Source organism: Pseudomonas sp. MIL9 (assembly GCF_016887925.1).
Lineage (GTDB): Bacteria > Pseudomonadota > Gammaproteobacteria > Pseudomonadales > Pseudomonadaceae > Aquipseudomonas > Aquipseudomonas mohnii.
On the sequence record NZ_JAFEHE010000030.1, the window covers coordinates 104,188 to 129,032 of the forward strand.

Annotated in this window: 19 protein-coding genes and 1 pseudogene; 13 read left to right on the plus strand and 7 right to left on the minus strand. The window is 54.1% G+C overall.

Annotation, left to right across the window (positions count from 1 at the left end):
• The first annotated feature begins 56 nt into the window (after positions 1-56).
• The 9 genes from JQF37_RS27480 (at position 57) to JQF37_RS27520 (ending at position 11,099) form a co-directional block, all read left to right on the plus strand.
• Positions 57-2,471 carry a TonB-dependent receptor gene (locus JQF37_RS27480; RefSeq protein WP_130208114.1) on the plus strand — a complete coding sequence of 805 codons (2,415 nt, stop codon included), beginning with the start codon at positions 57-59 and terminating at the stop codon, positions 2,469-2,471.
• A gap of 61 nt (positions 2,472-2,532) precedes the next feature.
• A complete protein-coding gene (locus JQF37_RS27485; protein ID WP_130208116.1) occupies positions 2,533-3,714 on the plus strand; it encodes an ABC transporter substrate-binding protein in 1,182 nt (393 codons plus the stop codon).
• A complete protein-coding gene (locus JQF37_RS27490; protein ID WP_130208118.1) occupies positions 3,711-4,772 on the plus strand; it encodes an iron ABC transporter permease in 1,062 nt (353 codons plus the stop codon). The genes JQF37_RS27485 and JQF37_RS27490 overlap by 4 nt, the downstream gene beginning before the upstream one ends.
• Positions 4,766-5,521, plus strand: a complete 756-nt coding sequence (locus JQF37_RS27495; protein WP_130208120.1) for an ABC transporter ATP-binding protein — start codon at positions 4,766-4,768, stop codon at positions 5,519-5,521. Before JQF37_RS27490 ends, JQF37_RS27495 begins: the two co-directional genes overlap by 7 nt.
• Positions 5,522-6,609: 1,088 nt before the next feature.
• Positions 6,610-7,140 carry a hypothetical protein gene (locus tag JQF37_RS27500; RefSeq protein WP_130208122.1) on the plus strand — a complete coding sequence of 177 codons (531 nt, stop codon included), beginning with the start codon at positions 6,610-6,612 and terminating at the stop codon, positions 7,138-7,140.
• 372 nt (positions 7,141-7,512) lie between these two features.
• On the plus strand, positions 7,513-8,325 hold the full coding sequence (locus tag JQF37_RS27505; protein ID WP_130208124.1) for a hypothetical protein: 813 nt from the start codon (positions 7,513-7,515) through the stop codon (positions 8,323-8,325).
• 500 nt (positions 8,326-8,825) lie between these two features.
• A complete protein-coding gene (locus JQF37_RS27510; protein WP_130208126.1) occupies positions 8,826-9,371 on the plus strand; it encodes a hypothetical protein in 546 nt (181 codons plus the stop codon).
• A 12-nt stretch (positions 9,372-9,383) separates the two neighbouring features.
• A complete protein-coding gene (locus JQF37_RS27515) occupies positions 9,384-9,698 on the plus strand; it encodes a hypothetical protein (protein WP_130208128.1) in 315 nt (104 codons plus the stop codon).
• Positions 9,699-10,478: 780 nt separating this feature from the next.
• Positions 10,479-11,099, plus strand: coding sequence for a glycoside hydrolase family 19 protein (locus tag JQF37_RS27520; protein WP_130208130.1), 621 nt, complete (start codon positions 10,479-10,481; stop codon positions 11,097-11,099).
• A 341-nt stretch (positions 11,100-11,440) separates the two neighbouring features.
• Here JQF37_RS27520 and JQF37_RS27525 read toward each other — a convergent pair whose 3' ends face one another.
• The gene (locus JQF37_RS27525) at positions 11,441-12,145 is read right to left on the minus strand and encodes a TIGR02594 family protein (protein WP_130208132.1); all 705 of its coding nucleotides are present in this window, start codon (positions 12,143-12,145) and stop codon (positions 11,441-11,443) included.
• 366 nt (positions 12,146-12,511) lie between these two features.
• Between JQF37_RS27525 and JQF37_RS27530 the strand changes: the two genes are divergently transcribed.
• The 3 genes from JQF37_RS27530 (at position 12,512) to JQF37_RS27540 (ending at position 15,247) form a co-directional block, all read left to right on the plus strand.
• Entirely contained in the window at positions 12,512-12,913 is a 402-nt protein-coding gene (locus JQF37_RS27530) for a hypothetical protein (RefSeq protein ID WP_130208134.1), read from the plus strand.
• Between the two features lie 65 nt (positions 12,914-12,978).
• Positions 12,979-14,412 (plus strand): S8/S53 family peptidase, encoded by a 1,434-nt coding sequence (locus JQF37_RS27535; RefSeq protein WP_130208136.1) that lies wholly within the window; start codon positions 12,979-12,981, stop codon positions 14,410-14,412.
• 13 nt (positions 14,413-14,425) lie between these two features.
• Positions 14,426-15,247 (plus strand): hypothetical protein, encoded by an 822-nt coding sequence (locus JQF37_RS27540; RefSeq protein WP_130208138.1) that lies wholly within the window; start codon positions 14,426-14,428, stop codon positions 15,245-15,247.
• Between the two features lie 375 nt (positions 15,248-15,622).
• On the opposite strand, the pseudogene JQF37_RS27545 reads toward JQF37_RS27540, so the two are convergent.
• The 6 genes and pseudogenes from JQF37_RS27545 to JQF37_RS27570 form a co-directional block, all read right to left on the minus strand.
• A pseudogene (locus JQF37_RS27545) lies at positions 15,623-16,104 on the minus strand (transposase); the annotation flags it as partial.
• Positions 16,105-16,936: 832 nt separating this feature from the next.
• Complete coding sequence (locus tag JQF37_RS27550; RefSeq protein ID WP_130208140.1) at positions 16,937-18,256, minus strand: outer membrane protein transport protein; 1,320 nt, start codon at positions 18,254-18,256, stop codon at positions 16,937-16,939.
• 150 nt (positions 18,257-18,406) lie between these two features.
• Positions 18,407-20,308, minus strand: coding sequence for an acyl-CoA synthetase (locus tag JQF37_RS27555; RefSeq protein WP_130208142.1), 1,902 nt, complete (start codon positions 20,306-20,308; stop codon positions 18,407-18,409).
• Between the two features lie 2 nt (positions 20,309-20,310).
• Positions 20,311-21,267, minus strand: coding sequence for a fumarylacetoacetate hydrolase family protein (locus tag JQF37_RS27560; RefSeq protein ID WP_130208229.1), 957 nt, complete (start codon positions 21,265-21,267; stop codon positions 20,311-20,313).
• 175 nt (positions 21,268-21,442) lie between these two features.
• Complete coding sequence (locus tag JQF37_RS27565; protein ID WP_130208231.1) at positions 21,443-22,534, minus strand: VOC family protein; 1,092 nt, start codon at positions 22,532-22,534, stop codon at positions 21,443-21,445.
• Positions 22,535-22,618: 84 nt separating this feature from the next.
• A complete protein-coding gene (locus tag JQF37_RS27570) occupies positions 22,619-23,233 on the minus strand; it encodes a TetR/AcrR family transcriptional regulator (protein ID WP_130208144.1) in 615 nt (204 codons plus the stop codon).
• A gap of 364 nt (positions 23,234-23,597) precedes the next feature.
• Here JQF37_RS27570 and JQF37_RS27575 point away from each other — a divergent pair, with 364 nt between their 5' ends.
• Positions 23,598-24,833 (plus strand): NADH:flavin oxidoreductase/NADH oxidase family protein, encoded by a 1,236-nt coding sequence (locus JQF37_RS27575; RefSeq protein ID WP_130208146.1) that lies wholly within the window; start codon positions 23,598-23,600, stop codon positions 24,831-24,833.
• Positions 24,834-24,845 lie beyond the last annotated feature (12 nt).

Here is a 24,845-nt window from a genome sequence, read left to right on the forward strand (position 1 = left end):
TCGACTGGCTATGGGGGAGAAGCACTTTACCGTCCTGTTTATAGGTCCATCCATTCATGCCTGCTGCACGCCTCCTGCGCCCGGATCGTCAGTTCAAACCAGTGATTCGCAGTGCGTTGCTCAGCCTTGTCCTGATCGGTGTCGTTTGCCCGTTTGCCTTGGCCGTCGTGCCTGTCCAACTGGACTCTGTCGCGGTCCGTGCCTACGACATTGCCTCCGGACCGCTGGGCGCCACCCTTTCCAGCGTTGCCGTCGAGGCCGGTATTGCGCTGTCGTTTCAGCCTTCCCTGACCGAAGGCCTGACCAGCCCTGCACTGATCGGCCATTTCACCGCGCAAGAAGCCATCACTCGCTTGCTGGACGGCAGTGGCCTGGACATGGTCTTGCTCAGCGATGGCAGCTACACGCTGGTGCAGCGCCGGGTGACGCTGGATGAGACGGCAGTCATCGGTACCGACCAACGCGCCGATGCCCTGCCGCAGGTGTATGTCGGTGGCCAGGTGGCCAGCGGCGCCCGTCTGGGCATTCTCGGCAATACCGACGTGATGGATGCTCCGTTCAGCGTCAGCACCTACACCTCGGCGCTGATCAAGGATCAACAGGCCGTCACTGTCGGCGATGTACTCGAGCGCGACTCCTCGGTGCGTTCCACGGGGCAGGCCGGGGGCATCGTCGACTCGTTTTTCATCCGTGGTTTTCCCGTCGGTGAAGGCAACCTCGGCGAATTGGCGTTCGACGGCGTCTACGGAGTCGCGCCCAACTACCGGGTATTCACCGAGTACGCCGAGCGTGTCGAACTGGTCAAGGGCCCCGGTGCCCTGCTCTATGGCATGTCGCCCAACAGCGCAGTCGGCGGTGTCATCAACGTGGTGCCCAAGCGTTCCCTCGATGAAGACCTGACCCGTTTCACCGCCAGCTACGCCTTGGACTCGCAGCTAGGCGGGCACCTCGACGCGAGTCGACGCTTCGGTGAAGAACGCCGCTTCGGCCTGCGCTTCAATGGCAGCACCCAACTGGGCGACACCGCGATCGACGATCAATCGCGGCATGTCGATATCGGTGCCCTGTCCCTTGATTATCAAGGCGAACGCCTGCGTACCAGCTTCGACTGGCTCAATCAGGAAGAACGTTTCGACGCTGCTTCGCGCCCCTTCCTGATCGCCTCGGGCGTGGACATTCCCTCGGCGGCCAATGGCCGTATCAATGTGAGCCAGGCATGGGGCTGGTCGCGAACCCGTGACAAATCCGCCCTGCTCAGCGGCGAATACGACCTGAGCGACGCACTGACTGTTTTCGCCCATGCCGGCGGCGGCCAGTCGGATGTCGCGCGGATGTCCGACCAGACGCCGACCCTCATCAATGCCGCCGGCGATACTTCTTCGATTCCCGGCTATTACAAGTTCGAAGTCGAGCGATACACCCTCGACGCCGGTGCACGCCTGCGTTTCGACACCGGGCCGGTCAGTCATCGCACCGCCCTGCAAGTCAGCCGTTATCGCGATGTGCTGTCGCGCGGGATCATTTCCGGCGCGCCGATCCTGTCGAATATCTATCACCCGGTGGATCGGCCGAAGCCGTACATCGCCAAGCCGGACACGCCGAAAGTATCCGAAAGCGAACTGACCGGCGTGGCGCTGGTGGACACACTGTCGGTGCTCGATGACCGGGTGCAGCTAACCGTCGGCATACGCCGGCAGAACATCAAATCCGACAACTACAACGCCACCGGGGTGGTCACTACGTCCTACGATGATGGCCGGACCACGCCGCTGTACGGCGCGGTCATCAAGCCCTGGGATCACGTTTCGTTCTACTACAACTACATCGAAGGCCTGAGCAAGGGCGACATTGCGCCGTCCACCGCCTCGAACGCCGGCGAGATCTTTGCCCCTTACGTGTCCCGTCAGCACGAACTCGGCGTCAAGGCCGACTACGGCACCTTCACCTCCACCCTTTCCCTGTTCCAGATCACCAAACCCAGTGGGGAACTGGCCTCCGGGGTGTTTGCGGTACAGGGCGAACAGCGCAATCGCGGCCTGGAGCTGAATGTGTTCGGCGAAGTCGCCCCAGGCACGCGACTGCTCGGTGGCGTGACCCTGCTCGATGCGCAACTGAGCAAAACCTCGGTGGCTGGCAACCGTGGCAATAAACCGGTTGGCGTACCCGAAGTGCAAGCCAACCTGTGGGCCGAACGGGATACCTCGTGGCTGGAGGGACTGACGCTGACCGCTGGCGCGATCCATACCGGTAGCCAGTACGTCAACCAGGCCAACACCCAGAAACTGGATGACTGGACCCGCTTCGACGTCGGCGCGCGCTACACCACGCTCATCGATGAGCTACCGACCACGTTTCGCGCCACCGTGCAGAACGTGTTCGACCAGGCGTACTGGTCGGGCGTGGCCTCCTACGGCGCGTTCTCCCAGGGTTCACCGCGCACTTTATTACTGTCGGCAACTGTCGATTTCTGAAACGTTCAGCCGGCTGACGGTGTGAACCGTTGACCGACCTGACTTTGCAAAGGCTTTGACCATGGTGATTTTCGATAGACGCAGCTATGCATGGGTTGCACTGCTACTGGCAGGACTGCTGGGGCTGATTTCCTGGGTACCGCGCCCTGCGCACGCCGCCGAGGCGGACACGGCGCGCACCGAGGTCACCGATCTGCTGGGGCGCAAGGTCAAGGTTCACCTGCCGGTCAGGCGCGTCATCCTTGGCGAAGGTCGACAGTTGTATCTGGTCGCCGCCCTTGACGTGCAAAACCCGATCGAGCGCATCGTCGGCTGGCGCAAGGACCTGATCCAGTCAGACCCGGACACCTACAACGCGTACCTGCGCAAATTTCCCGGCATCGCCAAAATCCCCACCTTCGGCGGTTTTGAAGACGGCACCTTCGACATCGAGCAGGCCATTTCTCAGCGCCCGGACGTGATCATCCTCAACATCGAGGCACAGCACGCCACTGAAGATGCACGCTACATCGAAAAGCTCGACGCGCTGGGCATTCCGGTGGTGTACGTCGACTTCCGTAACAACCCGATGCAGAACACCGAGCCGACCATGCGCCTGTTCGGTCAACTGTTCGGCAAGGAACAGCGCGCCGAAGCCTTCATCGATTTCCGCAACCGGCAGATTCACCGCGTCACCGACGTCATCGAGAAAAATCATCCACCGCGTCCCAGCGTGTTCATCGAGCGAATCGGCGGCTACACCGATGATTGCTGCCTGAGTTTCGGCAACGAGAACTTCGGTCTGTTCGTCGAGATGGCCGGTGGCAACAACATCGCCCGGCGCATCATTCCCACCACGTTCGGCCAGTTGAATCCCGAGCAAGTCATTGTCGCCAACCCGGCCCACGTGGTGATCACCACCGCCAACTGGGAAGCCTTTGCCCCCGGCGGCCATTGGGTCGGTGTCGGTCCTGGCGCAGACATGACCCTGGCGCGAAAAAAACTCGCCTGGTACACACAGCGTCCGGCCTACGCCGGCATCAAGGCTCAGGACAACCAGGCTTTTCACGCCATCTGGCATCAGTTCTACAACAGCCCCTATCAGTTCGTGGCCATCCAGCAATTGGCGAAATGGTTCCATCCCGAACTGTTTGCCGACCTCGATCCGGAGGCGTCATTTCGTGAACTGCACGAACGCTTCCTGCCCGTGCCCTATGAGCCCGGCTACTTTGTCAGCTTGCCGCAACCGGAGGTCAAACCATGAGTTCGTTGACTGACGCCGTGGTCGTACAGGGCGAGACCTATCGCCGCCTGGTGTTGCGCAAGCGCCTGATCCTGGCGGGGCTGGTGGCCCTGTTGTCATGCAGTGTGCTGCTCGACCTGGCTCTGGGGCCGGCGAGCTACAGCTTCAGCGAAGTCCTCGGCGCGTTGTTTTCGCCGGACAGCGCATCGCCGCAGGTTCGCGTGGTGATGTGGGACATTCGCCTACCGGTGGCGCTGATGGCCGTCGCCGTCGGGGCGGCGCTGTCACTGGCCGGCGCGCAAATGCAGACCATCCTCAACAACCCGCTGGCCAGCCCGTTCACCCTGGGCATTTCCGCCGCCGCCGGTTTCGGCGCCGCGTTGGGACTGGCGTTCGGTGTCGCGCTGTTCCCGCTGGCGGCGCAATTCATGGTGCCGCTCAATGCGTTCATCATGGCCATGCTCTCGGCGCTGTTGATCCATTTCCTGAGCATGCGTCGCGGCGTCACCGCCGAAACCATTGTGCTGCTCGGCATTGCACTGGTGTTCACCTTTAACGCGTTGTTGGCACTGGTGCAGTTCTTCGCCACCGAGCAAGCGGTCGCCGCCGTGGTGTTCTGGACCATGGGCAGCCTGACCAAAGCCACCTGGCCAAAACTCGGGGTTATCTGTCTGGTGATCCTCATCACCCTGCCGATCTTCGCCAAACGCGCCTGGGCTTTGACCGCCCTGCGCCTGGGCGACGACAAGGCCGCCAGTTTCGGCATCAACGTACGCAGCCTGCGTTTTCAGACACTGATCATGGTCAGCCTGCTGGCCTCGTTTCCCGTGGCGTTCGTCGGCACCATCGGTTTTATCGGACTGGTCGGCCCGCACATCGCCCGCATGCTGATCGGTGAAGACCAGCGTTTCTTCCTGCCCGCCTCGTTGCTGACCGGATCATTGATCCTCTCGGCCAGCTCGGTGGTCAGCAAAACCCTGATCCCCGGCGCGATATTCCCCATCGGCGTGGTCACGTCGCTGATCGGCGTACCGTTCTTCATATCTCTGATTCTCGGCGGGAAGAAAAACGCATGGTGAAGCTGCAGCTGGACAATCTCGGTGCCCGCTATGGGCAGCGCGAGATCATTAGCGGTGTGTCGTCTACCGTATTTTCCGGCGGCCAGGTGGTCGCCGTGGTCGGCCCCAACGCCGCAGGCAAATCGACGCTGTTCAAACGCATGGCCGGACTGATCGACGGCCCTGGACAGGTGATTTTGCAGGACTCGAAAAAAGGTCCGACAGGCATCAGCTACATGCCGCAGGGCCTGAACGCCAGTGCGCGGTTGACGGTGTATGAGTCGGTGCTGCTGGCGCGCAAGCAACTGACGCCGGGCTGGGTCGTACACGATGATGAGTTGAAACGGGTCGATGAGATTCTTGCGGCGTTGGGCATCACCGGATTGTCCTTTCGCAACCTCGGTGAACTCAGTGGCGGGCAGCAGCAGTTGGTGTCCATCGCGCAAACCCTGGTGCGCGAGCCGGAAATCCTGCTGATGGACGAACCGACCAGCGCCCTGGACATGCATCGCCAGGTCCAGGTGCTGAACTTCATGCGCACACTGGCCCGCCAACGCGAGGTGATCGTGTTCATCGCCATCCATGACCTGAATCAGGCAATGCGGTTCGCTGATCAGGTGCTGGTCATCGCGGAGGGCACCGCGCAAGGCAGCGGCCCAAGCTTCGAGGTGATTACCGAGCAAATGTTGCGCAACGTTTATAAGGTCGAAGCGCGGATAGAACAGTGCAGTCGCGGGCTGCATCACATACTGATCGACGATATCGTTTAACGTCGGATGTGCGGCCCGTCATGACGTTTCTTCAGGCGAAATAAACCACAGGCATCGGGCTGGATAAATGAAATTTGTAGTCGTTAGTCGGAGTGATTCAATGCGGTGGCGTTGATACCATTGCGCCCACGTTCTCCATGCATTAAGGGATGTGGGGGAAAATAGAAGCCCCGGCGATTGCGAACCGCCGGGGCTTTGCTTTTTCATTCCCGCTGAGTGTCTGGCGCCGTCCATTCGGAAGCCGCCCCAGGGCATGACGGAACAGTGCATCCGCCATCGCGAACGCAAGAAGACATCACCAACGCAATAAATTGCGGGTCAACACCAAAATGGCGGCCCGGAAACAAACAAGGGTTTGCATCAGCTTTCGCCCGCAAACCCTTGATTTAAGATGGTGCCGAAGCCGGAATCGAACCGGCACGCCCTTACGAGCGGGGGATTTTAAGTCCGACAGTTAATCCTTTTAAATCAGATAGTTACATATGCTGTTTTTCCGCATCCTGTAAATTTCAGCGCCGTAGAGAGCCAATAAAATCAGCGCCTCTAAAAAAATTGCGGAAAGGTTTTTTACTGCCTTGACGATCGCCTTTGCCCCCAAAAAACGTTATCTGAAAACACAGCCGAAAAATGGCAGGTCACAAACTTGAAGACACCCCACTCACCCCCCCATTCCTCGTACCCCATGTGGCAAGCAAAAAGCGCAGTTGAGTTGCCCATCGTGACAGGCAGAAATCGGCCGAGGCTGTGTAAAAACGTTTTAGAGCAAGTGTGGCAGTCAGAACCGGGACGAAAAAGGCGTTCCTGTGCAAATTTTAGGTCTGCGGATTAACCAAACACTGGCAAATTTTACGTAGCAACGCAGACTTCAAAATGACGGATGCGTTTTTACACACTCTGGGCCAAAAGCAGCCGGTGGACGGAGCAACGGCAAAAGAGTAGCTATGCTTCCTCCAACAATCGGCCCTAATGGAGCAGATTGGGCTTTCCGCCCATGCTGTGCGCCCACACCTCTATCGATCACTAGGATGTCACAACGCCGATTTGGTCAGAGAGCAGCAATACCACAAGACCCGCCCCGGGAAGTTGAAATGGACCAAAATCCACTGAGAACAACTATGATGGCACTAATCTATCCCGCCGTTCACGGTGCAGGGCTTGTTTGGCTTGTCTCAAAATGGGTAGAAATCGGCTCCCCTATTGCGGTTGCAACAGAGCCGAGGAGCTATCTAGCGCTGTGGCTAATACTCTTCTTCGGCGTGTCATACATTGTTATTAATGCTGCGCCGCCCGAAAAGTACACATGGGAGGCCTTTACCCTTGATTTCCTCGAGATCATCCTCGTGTTCTTATGCTTCGCTGCATTAGGGTACGTTAAACCCGGCCCTCCATCCTTTTCCTGGGCATTTGGCCTTCTCGCAATAGTCCCAATAGTACAGTCACTTTGGAATCATGCGATGGGGCGTACGCGTCTCTGGAAGCTTTCGATAGTTACCACTGCTGTTTGCCTCTCGGTTGCGTTTTCCACGAAGAACTGCACTGGACCTGTTTATGTCGGCATTATAGTTCTCTACATCTTGCTCATTCACTACTTCACGAAAAAACGCTATGTAGAGGCTTAAGCTTTGACTCAAGCAAATCCGACTACGATGAACCCACGGTTGTATTCCCGATTCTAGTATCCGCCGTGCGTTATCACCCGAGCCAATCGTTGAGTCCCCCTTCGCAAGCGGCAGAAATCGGTAACAGTAGAAAGCAGCTCTTCATAACAGGCAGAATTCGACCAGAAGTGACAGATAAATGAAGCAATCAGCTTCCTTTTCCATTTCAGACAACCCGGTTTGCGGGCACCGTTACGATTGTTTCACCTCCCGGCGCCGGTTACTCTCAACGCAACAGAAATCCACGCGCTAAAGGCCCTGCTGTCATAGTGCATAACCACCTTGCACCTCAGCTCCCTAATCGCGAACGCATTATTCTTGAATAAAGAGCCTATGTCCGAATCGATCATTAGCGAAGAAAATGAGACGAAGACTCTCACCGCGTACTGGAGTAGCGCTTACTTCTTCGCAGTCGCGGTTCTGTATCTCTGGGGGTACTGGTCACCGTTCAAGGTGAACATACTTGAGTACGTAAGCCTATCGGATGTACTCAAGGCTGCCGCGTACCCAATCGCATCAGTCTTCATTTTCCTGGCGCTTGGAGCGCTCTTGGGCGAGGTCATGTTTCCTCATGGTTTATTACCAAAAAGTAGTGGCGTAACTAAGGTCGGGCGTTGGTTGCATCGTATTGTTCCGCACATTGAAACCTTCTACGTAGCCGGGGCGTTACTGTATGCCATTTTCGGCTCGGTGGATAAGTGGCGAATCGTTCCTGTGCTGATTGCCATTCCAGTATCCTTAACGCTGAAAGAGCTAGGCGTTCTACAGAATTTTCTTAAGTCAGACCGCAGCAGAACTTTTGTGCTCTTTCTGCTTACGGCGCTACCCCCGATGGCGTACGGGCAAGGCGCGCTTAAGGCGAATGACATAATTTCCGGCAAGACATATACCTACGTCATATCCGAAGTCGCCGGGCATAGCTTTGACCCCGGGAGCAAAGTTAACGCGCGCCTTCGTTACGTGGGGAAGGCTGGCGATCAGTACTTCTTATATGCGCCAGAGACAAATTCAGTGCTGATACTTTCGATTAGCGAAGCAAAGTTTCTTGAGCTAAAGACTGTGGAAGTAAATGTTCGTACTGAGTCACCCCTACCAACTAGTGCACCGGCCAGCGGTATTCATACTCCAGAAGGTGCTAAAAATTGAAGCCCAATCAATAGCTTAACCTGACCCACAATGGGCATACCGGTTAATTTAAATGTTCCCGAATGCCCGCTCCGGGTCGATTTCAGCCGGTCGCGACAGGCAACAACCGGCCAAAAGCGGACGGTGGTAGAAGTGAATACTTCCCACGGATACAAATGAAAGTGAGACGTATCCCCATTATAACTGTGCAGATCTCTTAGCATTTTAGGCGCCAATACCTCTCATTCAACCATTCTATTATGATTAGCAAAGCAGTTATATCGTTACACAAGCCATAGAAAATTCAGATTGTCGCCGGAGTAAACGCTCTTGCAAAAGTGTAAACCTATGCACTATGCACAACCTTTATCTTTCGTCGCAAAAGGCACAACGAAATTAAAACTTTTATTTTAATTCAATATTCGTCTTGAACTATTCGAATTTGGTTGAGCAGCTCAAATTGACGGAATCCTTGCCTACAGCTACACCTCTGACAGGCATACCTTCAGATAGGCAAAGAAATGGATGCGCAAACAAGATCCTTGGTAGTCGATAACGCTAAACGGGTACCGAAACGGCAGGACCCGTCATGGCATCAATATATTTGGATGGGGGCTGGTGCTGGATTATTTTTTATACTTCTTCTTCTGTTAGGTTTCGTCGGCGTGACAGTATTAAAAATTATGGAAATAATCTCCACTCAACAAAATGCTGACCTTGGATTTGTTTTTTCTGGCGTTGTTTTGGTTAATTTAACTTTATTGCGACTTATTGCACTATTAATTGGCGGGGCGATTGCTTTTGCTGGGCTGGCAGTTTCTTTTTTTGCACATGACAAGGCCACATCCTTATCAGCACAAGGAAAATTATCAGAGGAAGTTTCTACGGGCGGGGCGCTGAAGACTTTCTCACCAGGCGTTGTGGGAGTGGCAGTAGGAGCAATTATAATTATGACCTCGATTCTGTCGACAGCGACGCATAGATATTTCCCCCCTACGGTAACGTTCGAATACCAAAATTTAGAGAAGACTACAAAAACCGACTCCCTATCGAACAAAGAAAAATAAACGGAGACGAACATGGTCATTTCAACAAAAAAGACATCTCGCTTAATCTTCGCAATCAGCGCTATCTTTATTTTGTCAAACAATACTCTCGCGGCAACAGAGAGTACTGCAAGTGAAAAAAATAACGCAAAATCTTATGAAAGTATCCCACAGCGCTTCCCTTGCGATCCAGGCTATCGTTGCAAAGTTGTCATTTCTCCAACTCAGTCAACCGGTGTAGGTAATGGTGGCGATGGTAGAGAAGGACCAGGGTCCGAAGCCACAGGAGCGAAATCCAATAAAAATATGATTCAAATGGATCAGCAGAGTCATCAGCTCGGCAGATAAATAATTACTCTATTTGAATTTTTTGTTTTTCCTTACTACTTCGAGGTCAGAAAAGCAGACTTTAGTAGACAACCGCTAGGCCCAGACAGTGCAAGATCGCATACCACCGTTTTGAAGGCAGTGACGCCAGCTGATGGACAACTCCCATCGTTGCTCACCGGCTGCTTTGGGTCGATTTTGTTGAAAAAGTCGGCCATGGTTTTCGCAGCTGAAAGTACGCGTCCGAGATTGAAATCTTTACTTTCGCCAGAGGTTTCCAGACGCAGATTTCACGTAGCAGCGTGTAAAAAAGGCGTTTTCACCGTTCAATGATCAGGCCGTTTCGGATGACCGAATTTTTCAACAGAATCGGTCGATTGCGGCCCTTCACGACAGGCAGAAACCGGCCGATTCTGTTGAAAAAGTCGGCCATGGTCTCCACGGCAGAAAAGTACGCGCTTGAGATTGAAATCTTTACTTTGAACAGAGGATTCCCGGGCTCAGATTTCGCGTAGCGGCGCGCAAAAAACGCATTTTCAGCGGTCAGTTCGTGGGCAGTCAGGACGGGGCGACTTTTTCAACAGAATCGGCCAGCAGCAGACCATGGACAAGCAGTTACACCTCTGGCATGGCCAAAAGCCATGTTGCCTGGGTATCAGGGAACACGGCCTTGTAGTTAGACCCACCTTTTTGAGGTAGTAGACAAACCGCTTCATATAATGCCCAAGACCTTGTTTCCGTCAGATTCACTCGTGTGGGACTTGGGTGGAAAAGAGCCGTCGTGCTTACTTGGGAGTTCCTATGAGTATCAACAGAGATTTTTTCTTCGACCATATCCGTGAATCCCTATTTAAGGGCTCACTCCATCAGAGCCAACTCGATGGGTTGATCGCGATCCTTGACAAATGGGAAGCGGAATCACCGAAAGACGATGATAGATGGCTGGCCTATATGCTGGGTACTACGCACCACGAGACCGGCCGAACCATGCAGCCCGTGCGTGAGACATTCGCTGTAACGGACGACGACGCAATCAAGCGACTTGAAAAGTCTTGGACTGCCGGCAAACTGTCGTGGGTCAAAACGCCCTACTGGCACCCCGATGCCGAAAGCAAGTCATGGTTTGGTCGAGGGTTCGTTCAGCTGACGCACAAGACCAACTACAAAAAGCTTGGCACGGCCATCAATGTCGATCTCATCACCGATCCAGACCAAGCGCTGGATCTCAAAACCGCGTTGAAAGTGCTATTCGTTGGGATGCGAAACGGACTGTTCACTTCCGCCAAACTATCTGACTTCTTTAACGTGTCCAAGGAGGACTGGGTAAGGGCGCGCAAGATCATCAACGGCCTGGAAAGTGCCGATCTCGTGGCCAGTTACGCGAAAACCTACTACGCTGCTATTAGCTATACAGTCGGCTGATCCTCGCGACTTTAGCCATTGCAAGCGACGCAGCCGGCCCAGCCAAAGCGATAAAAGGGGGCAGATCTATTTTCCGAAGAATGGAAAATAGATCTGCCCTTTATTTCTTTGGCATACACACTGGACGGCCTATTGGCTTTATCGCGACAGTCACAAATCGGCCAGAAGCTGTCGCTCAATGGTGAATATCAAACCTGGGCGATTCAGTTTTCACACAGTTCGGGTCGGATAGCGACGGTCTAGCGTCGACCGTCGCATTGGGTTATAAGACTTCCAGCTGTTCCGCCATTTCCCGGACTTCATCGATCTTCGGCTAAAAGTCGGCATTGGATCGGTAAAAACTATGCTTCATTACTAGAAAGGTCTTGTGCTCGGTTCATTTTAACTATCGCCTGCCCTCCACCTAGAGACGCGGCCGTCCTAGGCCATCGTGCTTTTACAAACCGGCCTTTACTAACCCAAGTAAAGCAAACCTTATCGGACTGGTTACCTCCTAATATCCGGAAGGCAGTTTCATCCTCACCAGTGTAGAAGCCCACATGCCCGAAGCCGCTGGTCTTCGATATCCGCCAAAACACCATAATCGCTCCGAGACGCGGCTCAATGGGATCACCAAACTTTTCCCACTGGCGTGCTCCTAATGGATTGGAAGGCAGTACTTCATCGACCATTGTCGCAGCAACACAATGACCGACAAATAGACCACACCAAGGCACTTCGTCTCCAGAATAATGTATATCCAGATCGTCTGCCCAGTCTAAAATTACCGGATTGTTATGCCTGCCTAACACCTCTTTAGTGCCAAGGAGCTGTTGCGCTTCCGACAACCATGGAAGCAACGGCCCCCCAGGCAAGGATATATTTTCACCAAACAAAGCTATTGTTGTATTAGGACCTACGATTCCATCCACCTCCAGCCCCATCTTTTTTTGGAACTCCTTAGTCGCTGCGATGGTTCTACGCCCCCAGATACCGTCTACCTCTCCAGGAAGAAAACCTTTCGCAATCAATGCATTCTGAATAGCTCTGATTCGTTCGCTGGCCATGCGCACCTCCTCAATTTGCTAGAAATATTGTGATGAACAAATATTCAGGATCAATTTTGAAACAGCTTGCCCACCTAGATTTCGCCGACAGAAAAATCAAGTACATGGAGCGGTAATCGAGGAGTAGGCGTACTAGAATTCAACATTTTGAAGATTAGCCTGGATTCTAAAAATAGAGAAAAACTCGTTGGCCGTCCTGTAGCTCAGCACAGTACGTCCTTGCCAATCACCGACCTGTGCAGTCGTCGTATGCCAGTTTTACTATGATGGCCAATTGGTGTGACATCGCTTGCGTTCTAGCAGAGATCAACTAATCTGTCTTAACTACGCATGCCATAAAGAAACCACCTTAGCAAGGTCAAATTGATGAGCAATCTCAATCGACATGAACCTTCCATATATCTATTCGGAATAGTGATTACATCGATAATTGCTTGTTTAATTGCGACATCATCTATCGCAGCAAACGATCAACCACCAGATGACTTTGTCCTTGTTAGGCGGGTGATCGATGCAAGGTATTTCAAAAACGATAGTTTCACCCTTCGCCAAGAGGCAGGCGAGCCGAATGGCATCAACACAAAGTGGATTGACAAGGAACTACGTCCCTCCCTGAATCTCGGAGAGGTACTTGAGTCAAATATCGCTCGAGAGTTAACTGTTTCAAAGAACGAAGTATTATCGAAAGTGGTACTAAGAGAGTATGGCTTTGGACAAAAAACTCTCCGCGAGCTTACTCGGCAGTCGAGGGAAAAATACTTGAACTAAACAGTTTAAATGCTCCGGAAGCATTGCAGGCTGGTGCCACCATTAAAATACCCGCACTACCGCGCATGGCGCTTCAAAATCCCAATGTAGCTAATGGAAATAATCCGATACCCAAAAGCAGCGTATACCCAAACCTAAGAAAGGTTTCATCTTACGAAGCCTTTAATCCTGATACCCAGGCATTCACCGAGAAGCCAGTAGTATCGAAGGTTGGCCGTGATGGATCTCCACTAGTTATGCAATATTTGTGGTTGCCTAGCGACTATAAGGAGACCCTTGGGAGCTTTGGCATAAATCTTCCATATGAAGAGGTTCAATCCCAAGCTATCTCCGTAGAAATGGAGTCAATAAACACCACCGAGAATGCGGCGGTTACGCCCTTTCCTTCGCCTCGTGAGGGCCAAATAATAAAAGCCCAGCTTGCGGAGCCCCCGAAATTACAACCAGTATTGATCATTCTTGATGACGGATGGCCAAATGACGAAGCGTTTGCGCGCTCAAATGATTTTGTAGCGGATGCACTAGAGATAATTAAGAGAAAATTCAATTACCCTGTGTATTTGCAAAGACCGCCTGTACAGTCTACCGAATACCCTAAGTCAATATTCCATGCCCGATCCATAGACATGGCACTAAGTTCCCTGACTGCATTAGAGCCGAGTAGTGACTGGAAAGGGCAGAGGGTGAAAGTAGTATATATTCCGCTTTCAACAGCTCAAAAGGGCTCAAAAAAAATCCTTGAAGAATTAGTAACTCTTAGGTTAATTGATGACTTTATGCTAGACGCGAGAGGCGACCCTGTTCCCCCGGGCGAGGTGGAAATCAGGCGGAAAATTGCCAAGGATATTGTTGATAGACTGAAGCAAGAAATAGGTGTGGCTAATCTTAATACAGACAAAGCAATTATTGAGTCGGTTCTTGCATTTGCGGATTTGTACTCGATTGCAAGTGGAAATCCGTATGTTGTAAATTTTTCGTGGACGACCACCAAAAGAAAATACAAGTTCACTAACTTTGACTTTAATGAAGGGATTCTTGTTTCCGCAGCTGGGAACTCTTCATCAAGCGATTGCAAAAAATGTCTTCCAAATCTTGCCTATAGCCCGGAATGTATATGCGCAGACAACGCAGCGGCACAAGAAAGATGGTTCGCTGTTAGATCTGTCAGTAATCAGGATGTGGTGGCGGTCATGAATACGACGCACGATGGCAACCTCCAGTGTCGCTCCAGCATTGTTGGATCTAAGGAGGTGGATCCACTGGCCATTTCATTCGATGGATATGTAAGTAGAGACATATGCGGGACTAGTTTCGCAGCGCCTAGGGTTGCCTGGCTTCTTGCAGCAAAGCTGGCGTATATTTCGCCGAATATATTGTCCGACCTTGACGCTCCAGATAGAGGTCACAAGTTAAGGGAAATGATAAGAGCAATAAGGCAAGGCGGCAATAATAGTGGCGGCAAATATAATTTGGATATTAATAAGCTTTTTACTAATTGAGGCAATATCAATTATGAGATTTCATAAAGCGATTGCGGCATTAGCAGCCCTACCACTTCTGGTTGCAGCTTCCGGCTGCAAGCACGACTCCAAGAGTGCTTGGGCTGATATAGCTAAGAACTGTGCTTATAGTGATTTGAATGGAAATAAGTTGCTATTTTTTGGCGCGTCAAATTCGATTGGCCCGGGTTCGATTTGGCGTTTAGTTCCAGATGGCGGGGAGTACAGATTAAGATGGGATTCAAATAAAGTTCCAGGAAATTGGATTAAACCCGGTCAGGAATTTGATTGTCAAGGAAGCGAGTCAACAAAGCTTACAGGTGGTGCAAGCGTAGACTTTGCTTCAGGTATTGCCCCGCTTTCGGCGAGTTTAAAGTCAGAGCTTTCAAAGGCCAAAAGCGTGGAGGTTAAAGTCTCAAAGCTAAAAACAATATTGATTGAAGAGGGAGAGTTTGAACAAGCAATCATTGCTCTTCCACAATCATCTCCCTTGAAGCAGGATTTAGCAAGGCCGGGGCGTTTAATTATGTATCAAGCCGTTCTTGTATCTGGCCTTGAAGCCAAACTCGTATTTGATACAGCAGCCGGAGCAGAGGTAGGCGCCAAACTTAAAGATGGTGTTGTGCAATCAATTAATGGAGATTTAGGCGCCGGATTAAACGTAAAGTGGATTAGCAAAAATGAGCTAGTGCTGTCCAGCCAAAACCCATTTTACATTGCAGGGGAACTGGCCAAGTTCGACACTGGAGGGGGATTTGCATCCGCGAACAAATCCCAATCGTGGGAGACTGTCGAAATTCAGGAGAAACACAGCATAGGAGTCGAAACTAATTAGTTTCATGCTCAAAAAGATGCATGACTAATCTCAAGACTCCGGCAACATGTCATCGGGTTCTGCCTGAGGGGGTCGTCTGGCCGGGAATCTTTGACCATACGCATGGTGGCCCAGTTTAGAGTTGGGGACGTCAAAATCTTGTGGCGTCCATTCGCTGAAGTGTAATATGGGTGATGAGCGGACGAATGTCAGCTAGGAGTCCAGGCTGTGTGAAAACACACTTGATACGTTCAATGCTGATATTTTTTTGGATTGCCTGCGAAGTCGGTAGTAGGAAGTAAAGATTGGTCCGTACTGCCAACATCGGCGCTCATATGGCTGTTGGGGCCGCGTCAGAGGTCCCAACAGCCACATACCGAAGATCCAGCGGGATGATCACGCCCTGATCGTTTCAAGCAATCCCAAGATGCCAAAGATGCTCATCATTCGCTTGAGGTTATAGGCGAGCACATGAAGGCTCATTTCAGTGCTCACCCTCGGCAGGGTTTTGGTCAGGAAGTGGATACTTTCCATCCTGTATTTGAGCGTTCCAAAAGGATGCTCAACGGTCTGTCGGCGACGCCTCATCATCGCTGGATCATGTTCTAGTCGAACCTGCATCGCATCGATTATGGCTTCATGCTCCCAACGCTTCACACGGCGCTCCTTGCCCGTTGTGCATTGCTTTTGCATTGAGCAGGACTGGTAGCTCGAGAAGTGTGACAATGCAATAACATGCCATCTTCCATCGACGAATGCCGCCTGGTTAGTAACTGCCCCGCAGGGCAGCAATACTCGTCCGACGCAATAAGATAGATAAAATCCTGCTTGCCGAATCTGCCTTCGGCTTTGCTGCCCGATGTCAAGGGTTTCGGTATGTGTCAGGGAGTCCAGTGTATGCGAGTCCAGGTTCGCGGCCCTGATTTATTCGTCCTCCGCCAAGAGCGGCGTATTGAGGTGAACATCAATCTGATCGACTAGCGAAGGATGCGAGCAATAAGACGCGTATCCACAGGAAGCATTCGCTCCAGACACGCATTCATGTCAGCCGCCAATAGTTCGAGAGTTGGGATACGGAGGGATGAGCTTTCATCGTTTCATCCCATGCTGACCAACCGTTTGCATTCGACTTAACCAGCACACGCCGTAGTGACGACTGGCAGAGAACGGCCGATTCTGTTGAAAAAGTCGGCCATGGTCTCCACGGCAGAAAAGTACGCGCTTGAGATTGAAATCTTTACTTTGAACAGAGGATTCCCGGGCTCAGATTTCGCGTAGCGGCGCGCAAAAAACGCATTTTCAGCGGTCAGTTCGTGGGCAGTCAGGACGGGGCGACTTTTTCAACAGAATCGGCCAAAAGCTGCCATTCACTTAAGTAAATCGTAGCGATATAGCAACACAACACCTCCGGACTTTGATTTACTTAATTTGGTGGCGCCGTCCCGAACTCGCGGAGCGCGAGTTCGGGGTCTTCCAAATCGCCACGGATAGCGACGACCTTCTGACAGGCGCAGAGATAAAACAGAGACCCTCTTGTGGAGAGTGCACCGACAGCAAGGTGCCTGGTAAAGCACCTCGATCAGGCATGGCTACTAACGCCGTGGAACGCGTAGCGTCCGCCCGCTGTAAAGAGCCCCCATGACAGGTTCAGTCATGGGCGCTGGAAAACATTCAATCCATTGGCAGTGAAAATGCGCTGGGGCAGAGCGGTCAGTACCGATAGGTGGCCTGAACCGAAACGCCATTCGCACTATTGTTGTAGTTGGCACTGTATTCAGGTTGAAGACCGGAGTCGTTCGACTGTTTTACGGAAACTTTGGAATCCCAGAGATAACCGTAGGCAAAGTCGATCGTCAGATCGGCATTCGGCGAATAAGCACCGCCGATCGTCACGGCTTGACGGTTACCCACCGGGATCCGCACGCTGCGATCGGCATTCCTGATGGGCGACGGATCATAGGCGTAGCCTGCGCGCAGCAGCCATTGCTGATTCAATTGATAGGATGCGCCAACTGCGGCAGACCAAGTGTCGCGCCAGTTCATTTCTTCGGTCATACGTCCCAGACCAGCCGCCTCGCCCAAGGGGGAAAGACCGCTGTTATTGGTCTCGACCTTCTCGATCCGGCTCCAACGTTTCCAGGTGGTCCCCAGGTACCCCGTCCAGCGATTATTGAAATGATGGGTGATGGACGTATCCACCGACTCGGGCATCGTGATGTCTATCTTGCTTTTGTAGTTTCCGTCCAGCGGGATAACGCTCGGGGAGCCGGCAACCTCAGTATGCCCTTCGAGGTGATAATCCACTTTTGAGTGATAGTTAATCCCCCAACTTGTCGCCTCACTCAAGTTAAACAAGATGCCGAGATTGTAGCCAAGTGCCGTGTCATCGCCTTTGATAGTGACCTCTGTGTCCTGGCCGTTGTTCAGGGCGCCGGTGGCCAAGTCATTCTTAAGCTTTGCAGTGAAACGGTTGATGGTCGGTCCGCCACCAATGGACACGTAATCGTTAATCCGATAGGCAATGGTGGGCTGCAGGGTTACTTCCTTGGTCGTGCTATAGGAACCATGGTATCGGCCCTGGAAACTGTTCTCGTAGTCATTGATCAGACCACTGGGGGCATAAAGGCCCAGACCAATCGAAAAACGATCGTCAAGCGGCGTCGACATATAGACGAAGGGCACGACCCCCAAAGGTACCGAGTCCCCTTTATTCGTTCCCGGGGCACTGCTCTGCGCATTACTGATGTCATCGCTCACCGAGATGACCGCGGCTCCGCCGGAAATCTCGGTACGCTTCAATTTGGTCAAGCCCGCAGGGTTGCCAAAGATGGTGCTGGCGTCCAGCGCGGAAGACGATCTTCCGGCATAAGCAGTTCCCGCGCTACTTGCACTTTGTTCGTTCAAGGCAATGCCATTGGCCCCGGCGCTTGTGGAAGCGCCGAGTATCGCCACGGCACCTGCGAATCTAATCCAGGAAGACACTTCTCGCGCGCCGGAGAGACACGGGGTTGCACGGTTGCTCAGTTTCATTTCCCACCTCGTATTGTTGTTATTGATTGGTGCGCAGGCAAAGCGTCGCCTTCCGGTGCACTTGGAAGTGCCGGTTGGAGTTGATCGAAGTTGTGAAAGGCCCTGACTGACTACTATCAGGGCCAAGGTGTCGAACTTACGAGGTCAGGATCAATTGAGCCACTCCACCTGGAAGTTGTAGCGACCTAAAAGAAGGGCCAGGGACTCTCGCTCTCGCCCGGCACGGATGCAGGCGACCAACCCTCGTCGTTCATGCTGAATCACCTCTACCGCAACATCCTTCAGACACATACGCTCCACTTCCTTCAGCACTGTTCGGGCCACTTCGCGCTGCTGCAAGGCGGGCTTGAAGATCTTGCCAACCGCCGTCAATGGCAGTGCTTCGAGGATTTCGATGCGCTTGGGTACGGCTGCTCGCTCACTGATGTGGCGCTGAGCAAATTGCTCAAGTTCTTCGACGGAGCATTCGTGGTCCGGTCGCAATTGCACATAAGCGACCGGTACTTCACCGGAATAGGCGTCCGGGCTGCCAACGGCAGCCGCCATCGCCACGGCTGGATGGGCTTGCAGTGCCTCTTCGATTTGCTTGGGATCGATATTGTGGCCACCGCGGATAATCAGCTCCTTTTTGCGCCCGGTCAGCCAGAAGTAGCCGTTTTCATCCTGGCGCCCCAGATCGCCCGTATTCAGCCAGCGCTGCCCATCGATCTCGATCCACACGCCGCGGTTATGGCTTTGCTCAACGTAGCCCTCGAACAGGTTCGGACCCGTGATGGTGATCAGGCCCACTTCGTCGATGCCGGCGTCGCGCAAGTACTCACCAGCGTCATCGAGCATGACAGCGCGCATGTCCTGGTAGGCAACCCGTATACCGATGGAGCCGATGTGGCGCTCGCCATGGGGTGGATTAACCGAGGAGACGCACGCGCCTTCCGTGAGTCCATAGCCTTCGAGGATCTTGACCCCGGTCCGGTCTTCAAACTCCCGGAAAAGTTCGATCGGCATCGGCGCGGCCCCACACATGGCATACCGAAGGCTGGACAGGTCGCGGCCTTCCAGCCCGGTTTGCAACAGTGCGGAATAGACGGTTGGAACGCCGGAGAAGAAGTTGATGCCGAAGTGCTCGACCATCTCCCAGAAGCGGGGAATCACACCCTCGCCGCGATAACCGTTCGGAGTGCCGAGGATGACATGATCGCCTTGGGTCCAAGGCATCAGGCCGGTCACCAGCTGTGCATTGACATGAAACAGCGGCAACCCACAGAAAATGACCTGGCTACGCCCAAGTGGTTGCATGTGCGCAGCCATGGCCCACGCATTGAAGACTTCCGCGCCATGGGTACGCATCGCGATTTTGGGCAGCCCGGTGGTACCGCCGGTACAGAAGTAAGAGGAACGATCCTCAGGGCGCAATTGCCGGTCGCTTTTCAGGTGCGTGCCTGGCTGAGCATCCATTAACGTCCGTAACTCGTGAATCGTGGCCCCCTTGTGCAACTCACGTTCTTGCTTTGCAAGGGATGCAAGCAATACACGCTGAGTGACATCGACATAGGGCCCCATGTCCACCCAAACGACGTGCTTGATCTCGGGAAGTTGATCCAGCTGCGAGGCCAGCTTGGGCCACAGGTCACTGCCGGGCGTCGGGGCGAGCGTTACCACCACACTGGCCTTGGCGGCCCGCAGCAAGGCCGCCATCTGTTTGGCCTCTTGCAGCGGATTGATCGCCATGACGACACCGGACGCCTCCCCTCCCCAGATGGTGAAGTGGGTTTCCGGCAGGTTGGGCAGGATGAACGCCAGCACCTCGCCCGGCGTTATGCCCAGGTCGTGGAAGGCATTCGCCGCGCGGGTGATATCTTCGACGAGCTCGGCATAGCTCCAGCAATGGGTGTTCCTGAAGCAGGTCGCGTCGGCGAAAAAACTCAGTGCAGGCGCGTTGGGGTCAAGCTCGGCTGTGCGTGTCAGTGCTTCATAGGTGCTTGAAGCGAGGCCACGCTCCGCCAAAGGCACCTGTTCAATACGTTCAATGTCGTTCAGCGTTCGCACCATCATCGTCAGGCTTCCTCTACGACTCGGTTACGTTGCACGCCCAGGTCAATGACACCATCGGCGCTGCGAATGCGCGCTTCGACGACGTCTCCGGGCTTGAGATATTGCGTGCGCCCTTCCTGCGCCTTGAGGAAAAGCTTCCACTTCGTGGCTTCTGGCATCAAGGCCGCAATGCGCTGTTTGGCGGGCGAAGGGATGGTCAGCGCGCAACCCGCCGGCGTACCGGTGGCGATCAGGTCCCCCGGGGCGAAATCTTGAATAGAGGAGAATTCAGTCAGGGTTTCAGCGGGGCCATACACCAGGTTGGCCGTGCTGTCGCTTTGACGCACCTCGCCGTTGACCGTCAGGCGCAACTGCAATGCTTTCAGGTAATGCATGTGCTGGGCATCCAGCAGACAGAGGTAGGGGCCGACCGGACCAAAAGTACGGAAGCTCTTGCCCTTGTAGAACTGCATCTGGGGGATCTGAATGTCGCGTGCCGAGTAGTCGTTGACAATGACCACACCAGCAATGAACTCATGCAGGTTGGCATCGGTGACGGTCACCGGGCCGCTGATTGCGCGCTTCATTACGAGCCCAAGTTCGATCTCATAGTCAAGGAAGCGCACTTTGCGTGGCTTGATCAGCACGCTGTCAGCAGCCACCAGGCAACTGGTCGCCTTGGTGAACATCATGTTGTATTTCTTCGCATCCGGGTCCATGCCCGACTCAATCATGTGCTGACGGTAGTTGGCGCCCTGGCAGACGAACTGTTGATTGCGGGTCACCGGCGACAGCAGTTTCACTGTGTGCGCTTCGAGCTCAGCACCGTTCAGCCGCGCGAGTGCATCGATACTGTTCTGGCTGATGAAGTCACCCGTGGTCTCAAAATTGCCCGGGACGATCGTGATACGGTCTTGGCGCAACACGCCCCAGTGGATACCGTTCTCAAACTCAAAGCGGACTACGTGTACAGCAGACATTGAAGGTACTCCTGGAGCAATGTTTGTCCCGCACTCGATGGCGCGAGAACTGTGGTGTTGTTCTGAGGGTGGGCTGACGACGCTGTCGATCAACTCGCGGCGGGCGATCAAGGCAACGGCTTTGAGCACCTCTCGACGGCCCTGCCGTTTAGCGTTGCCCGACAGAGCGGCCGCTCTACCCGAACATCCGCATCAGCGTGATCAACTTGCCAATCGTCAAGTCCGGGCTGCGCCGCAGGTTGCGGATCAGCGCTCGTACATTGCTGAAGCTCATCCTGGGTTTTGTAAAACTCTTGGGCATGCGCTGCCCCCACTGCGCCATCGCTTCGGGACTCACGGGATGGATGCCCGTAGGTTGTGTGGCGGTAAAAATATCCCCGTCGCAGTAGTGCTCGTGCTTGTCACCCCAAGGGTCTTGCCAGTAATCAAAGATCTGACTGCCCAGGATGTGCCGGCCAATTCCCCACGAGTGCTCCCAGCCCCGCTCTCGCAGAACCCGTTGCCCCATGCCCACCGCGTCTGCATCGACGACCTCATAGGCGCTATGGCTGTAAGTCGCCATGAACCCCTGCGCGATCGCGAGCGTATGGTGATCTGCCGGCCTGTCACCGAGATCAAGGCGCATGAAAGCGACGATGGGGGTGCCGTCGGGGAGTACTTGTATATCGCTGGGAATGAACCCGAAATGCCGGGTGTACCAGGCACAGGTCGCCTGATAGTCGGCCACTTCAATGACGACGTGACCCAGTTTGAGCACTTCAGGCGGTGTGATAGGCGGGCGCTGTGTGGCATTGATTCGCGGCTGCTCTTGCGCCAGATTCCAGGGAAGCGGAGCCCTGTGTTCCAGGCTTTTACCGGGCGTCTGACCGTAAACCGCTTCGACGACAAACCCGGAAGGATCGGTCAGCCTGACGCAGTGCCCGCCGCCAGGATGCATTGAGGCATCGACCTTGGATGCACCTGGAATTTGCATCAGCTTCTCCAGATCCTTGAGCGATTCGACTGCCAGGCCGAAACCGACAAAACCCGGCTTTTCCGAACGGTGCACGCGATAACAATAGGCCGTTGGCTCAGTGCCGCGCAGATACAGCGTTTCGGCGCTCTGATGGCTGGCGGTCAAACCGAAGTCAGTCAGAAACCGCGCGGCCTCATTCAAGTCCGACCTTTGAAAAATCAGGTGCGTCAGACCTTGGGCCTTCACCGTCGGTTGCGGATGTCGGGCTGGCTGGGGCGTCGCCAACTGGGGCATTGCATTTTTGTTGTTCATTGTTCTTGTTATCCGGTTTTTTAGGGCAAAGCGGTCCCTGAACCCCTGAAAACGCCAGGGGTTTATCATGTCTCGTTATCGCGCTTAGTTGATCGGGGGAAGTACCGGCAACTCCATGGTCGCCAGCGCTCTAGCCTCCTCCAGAGGCACACCCAGGGACCGCAGTACGAACTCGGCCGTATCAGCGCCCGATTCGCGCCACGTTTTGTGCCCTTCCAGCACCAGGAAAATGGAGCCGAGGACGCTGCTCGATATCAGCGTCAGGACAGAGAGCAATTGCTCTTGCTGAAACAGGTATCGACCGGTGGACAGTCCGCTCAGGAGATCCGTCGTCGCCTGGCTGCTGAACATTTCCCGCAGCGAAGCGTTGCTCATGGCGAACTTATGAATGAAGGCCCCCCAGTGGGAGTCTTCGTGAGCTCGACGGATGAAGAATCGTATGCCGTTGGCCAGTCGCTGAGCGGGATCGGAGAGTGAATCGAAGCTTTTGTTAACCCGCTCATGCATCTCTCTGGCGAGATGGCTGGCGACCGCCTCGAACAGGCCTTCCATGCTCTCGATGTTGCTATAAACCGTGCCCCGCGCCACCCCTGCCTCTTGTGCAAGGTCGAGGATGTTCACTTGAGCAGTGCCTTTTTCCGCGAACAGGCGAAAAGCGGCCTGGTGAATGCGACGCTGTGTTGGATTCAGGGTTTCCATGGTCTTTTCCCAAGATTGCCTCATGGACCAATTGAACACGCGCGTTCGATTTACGTCAATCTACTTTTTACAATGAAAAGATATTTTTCGAATAAATGCCCTCACGACCTGTATTTATCTTATCGACAAAATGATTTGCCAGAGCGTCCGGCACGTTTCCGATACCTGTGCATTGACTCAATTGAACATGCGTGTTCAGATTCATGTCGACGGGGGCATTCACTGGACAGTCATTCAAAGCCGTCTATCGGTGAGCACGCCCCCAAGCCCAGGTAGACCGATATAGCGCGGGAATGACGTTGCTTCAGGGGCGTCGCCCATTTGAATGAAGACCGCCCGCTTTTCGTTAACGGAAGGACAAGACATGACCGCCTCCAAGCTCTTTGAACCGCTTCAATTGCCCAATGGTGTAGTGATTCCCAATCGAATCGCCAAGGCAGCCATGGAGGAAAACCTTGCCAATGAGCATCACGCTCCCGGGGAAGCCTTGACCAGGCTTTATCGAGGTTGGGCAGAAGGTGGGGCCGGCCTGATCATCACGGGCAACGTAATGGTCGACCGTCACGCCTTGACCGGACCCGCGGGCGTGGTGCTCGAGGATGATCGCAACCTGCGCAATTTCCGGGTATGGGCCGATGCTTGCCGCAGTGGCGGGGCTCAGGCCTGGATGCAGATTAATCATCCCGGACGACAGCTATTGGCTTCGATGGGACAGCCGGCAAGAGGCCCCTCCGCCGTTGCGGTCGATATCCCCGGGCTTTCAAAAGCGTTCGTGCCGCCCAGGGCGTTGGTTGAGCAGGAGATCGAGGAACTGATTGGGCGCTATACCCAAGCGGCGGTGCTGGCAGAGCGTGCCGGGTTTACGGGTGTGGAAATTCATGCGGCGCATGGCTATCTGTTCAGTCAATTCTTGTCGCCCCTGACCAACCGGCGTGATGACCGCTGGGGCGGCAGCCTGGAAAATCGTGCGCAAATTCTCCTGCAAACGATCGACGCCATACGTCAGCGCGTGGCACCGATCTTTTGTGTCGCGGTAAAGCTCAATTCCGCGGACTTTCAGCGCGGCGGATTCGATGCCGAGGATGCAGCTCGCGTGGTGGAAATGCTCAACGCCAAGGCGGTCGACCTGGTCGAGTTGTCGGGTGGCAGCTACGAAAGCCCGGCGATGCAGGGGCAGACCCGCGATGGCAGCAGCCTGGCTCGAGAGGCCTACTTTCTGGAATTCGCGGAGAAGATAGGAAAGATCGCCGACATGCCGCTGATGGTCACCGGTGGCGTGCGTAGAAAAGAGGTGGCGGAGCGAGTGGTGAGCGGCTCGGTGTCGATGGTCGGGCTTGCCACGGCGCTGGCCCTCGAACCGACCCTGCCCAGCCAGTGGATGGCCGGTCATGACACCGAAGTGGAGCCCATCGTCGTCCGCTGGAAGAACAAGGCGCTGGCGTCACTGGCAGTGGCGTCGCTGATCAAAAAGCAGCTCGGCCTGCTGAGTCAAGGGAAGCCGACACGACCTGGGATGTCACCGTTCATGGCGTTGATCAGCAACCAACTGAAATCCCGACGCCAGGCGAAACGTTATCGGCAATGGATCAATAACGCCTGACCGATCAAGCAT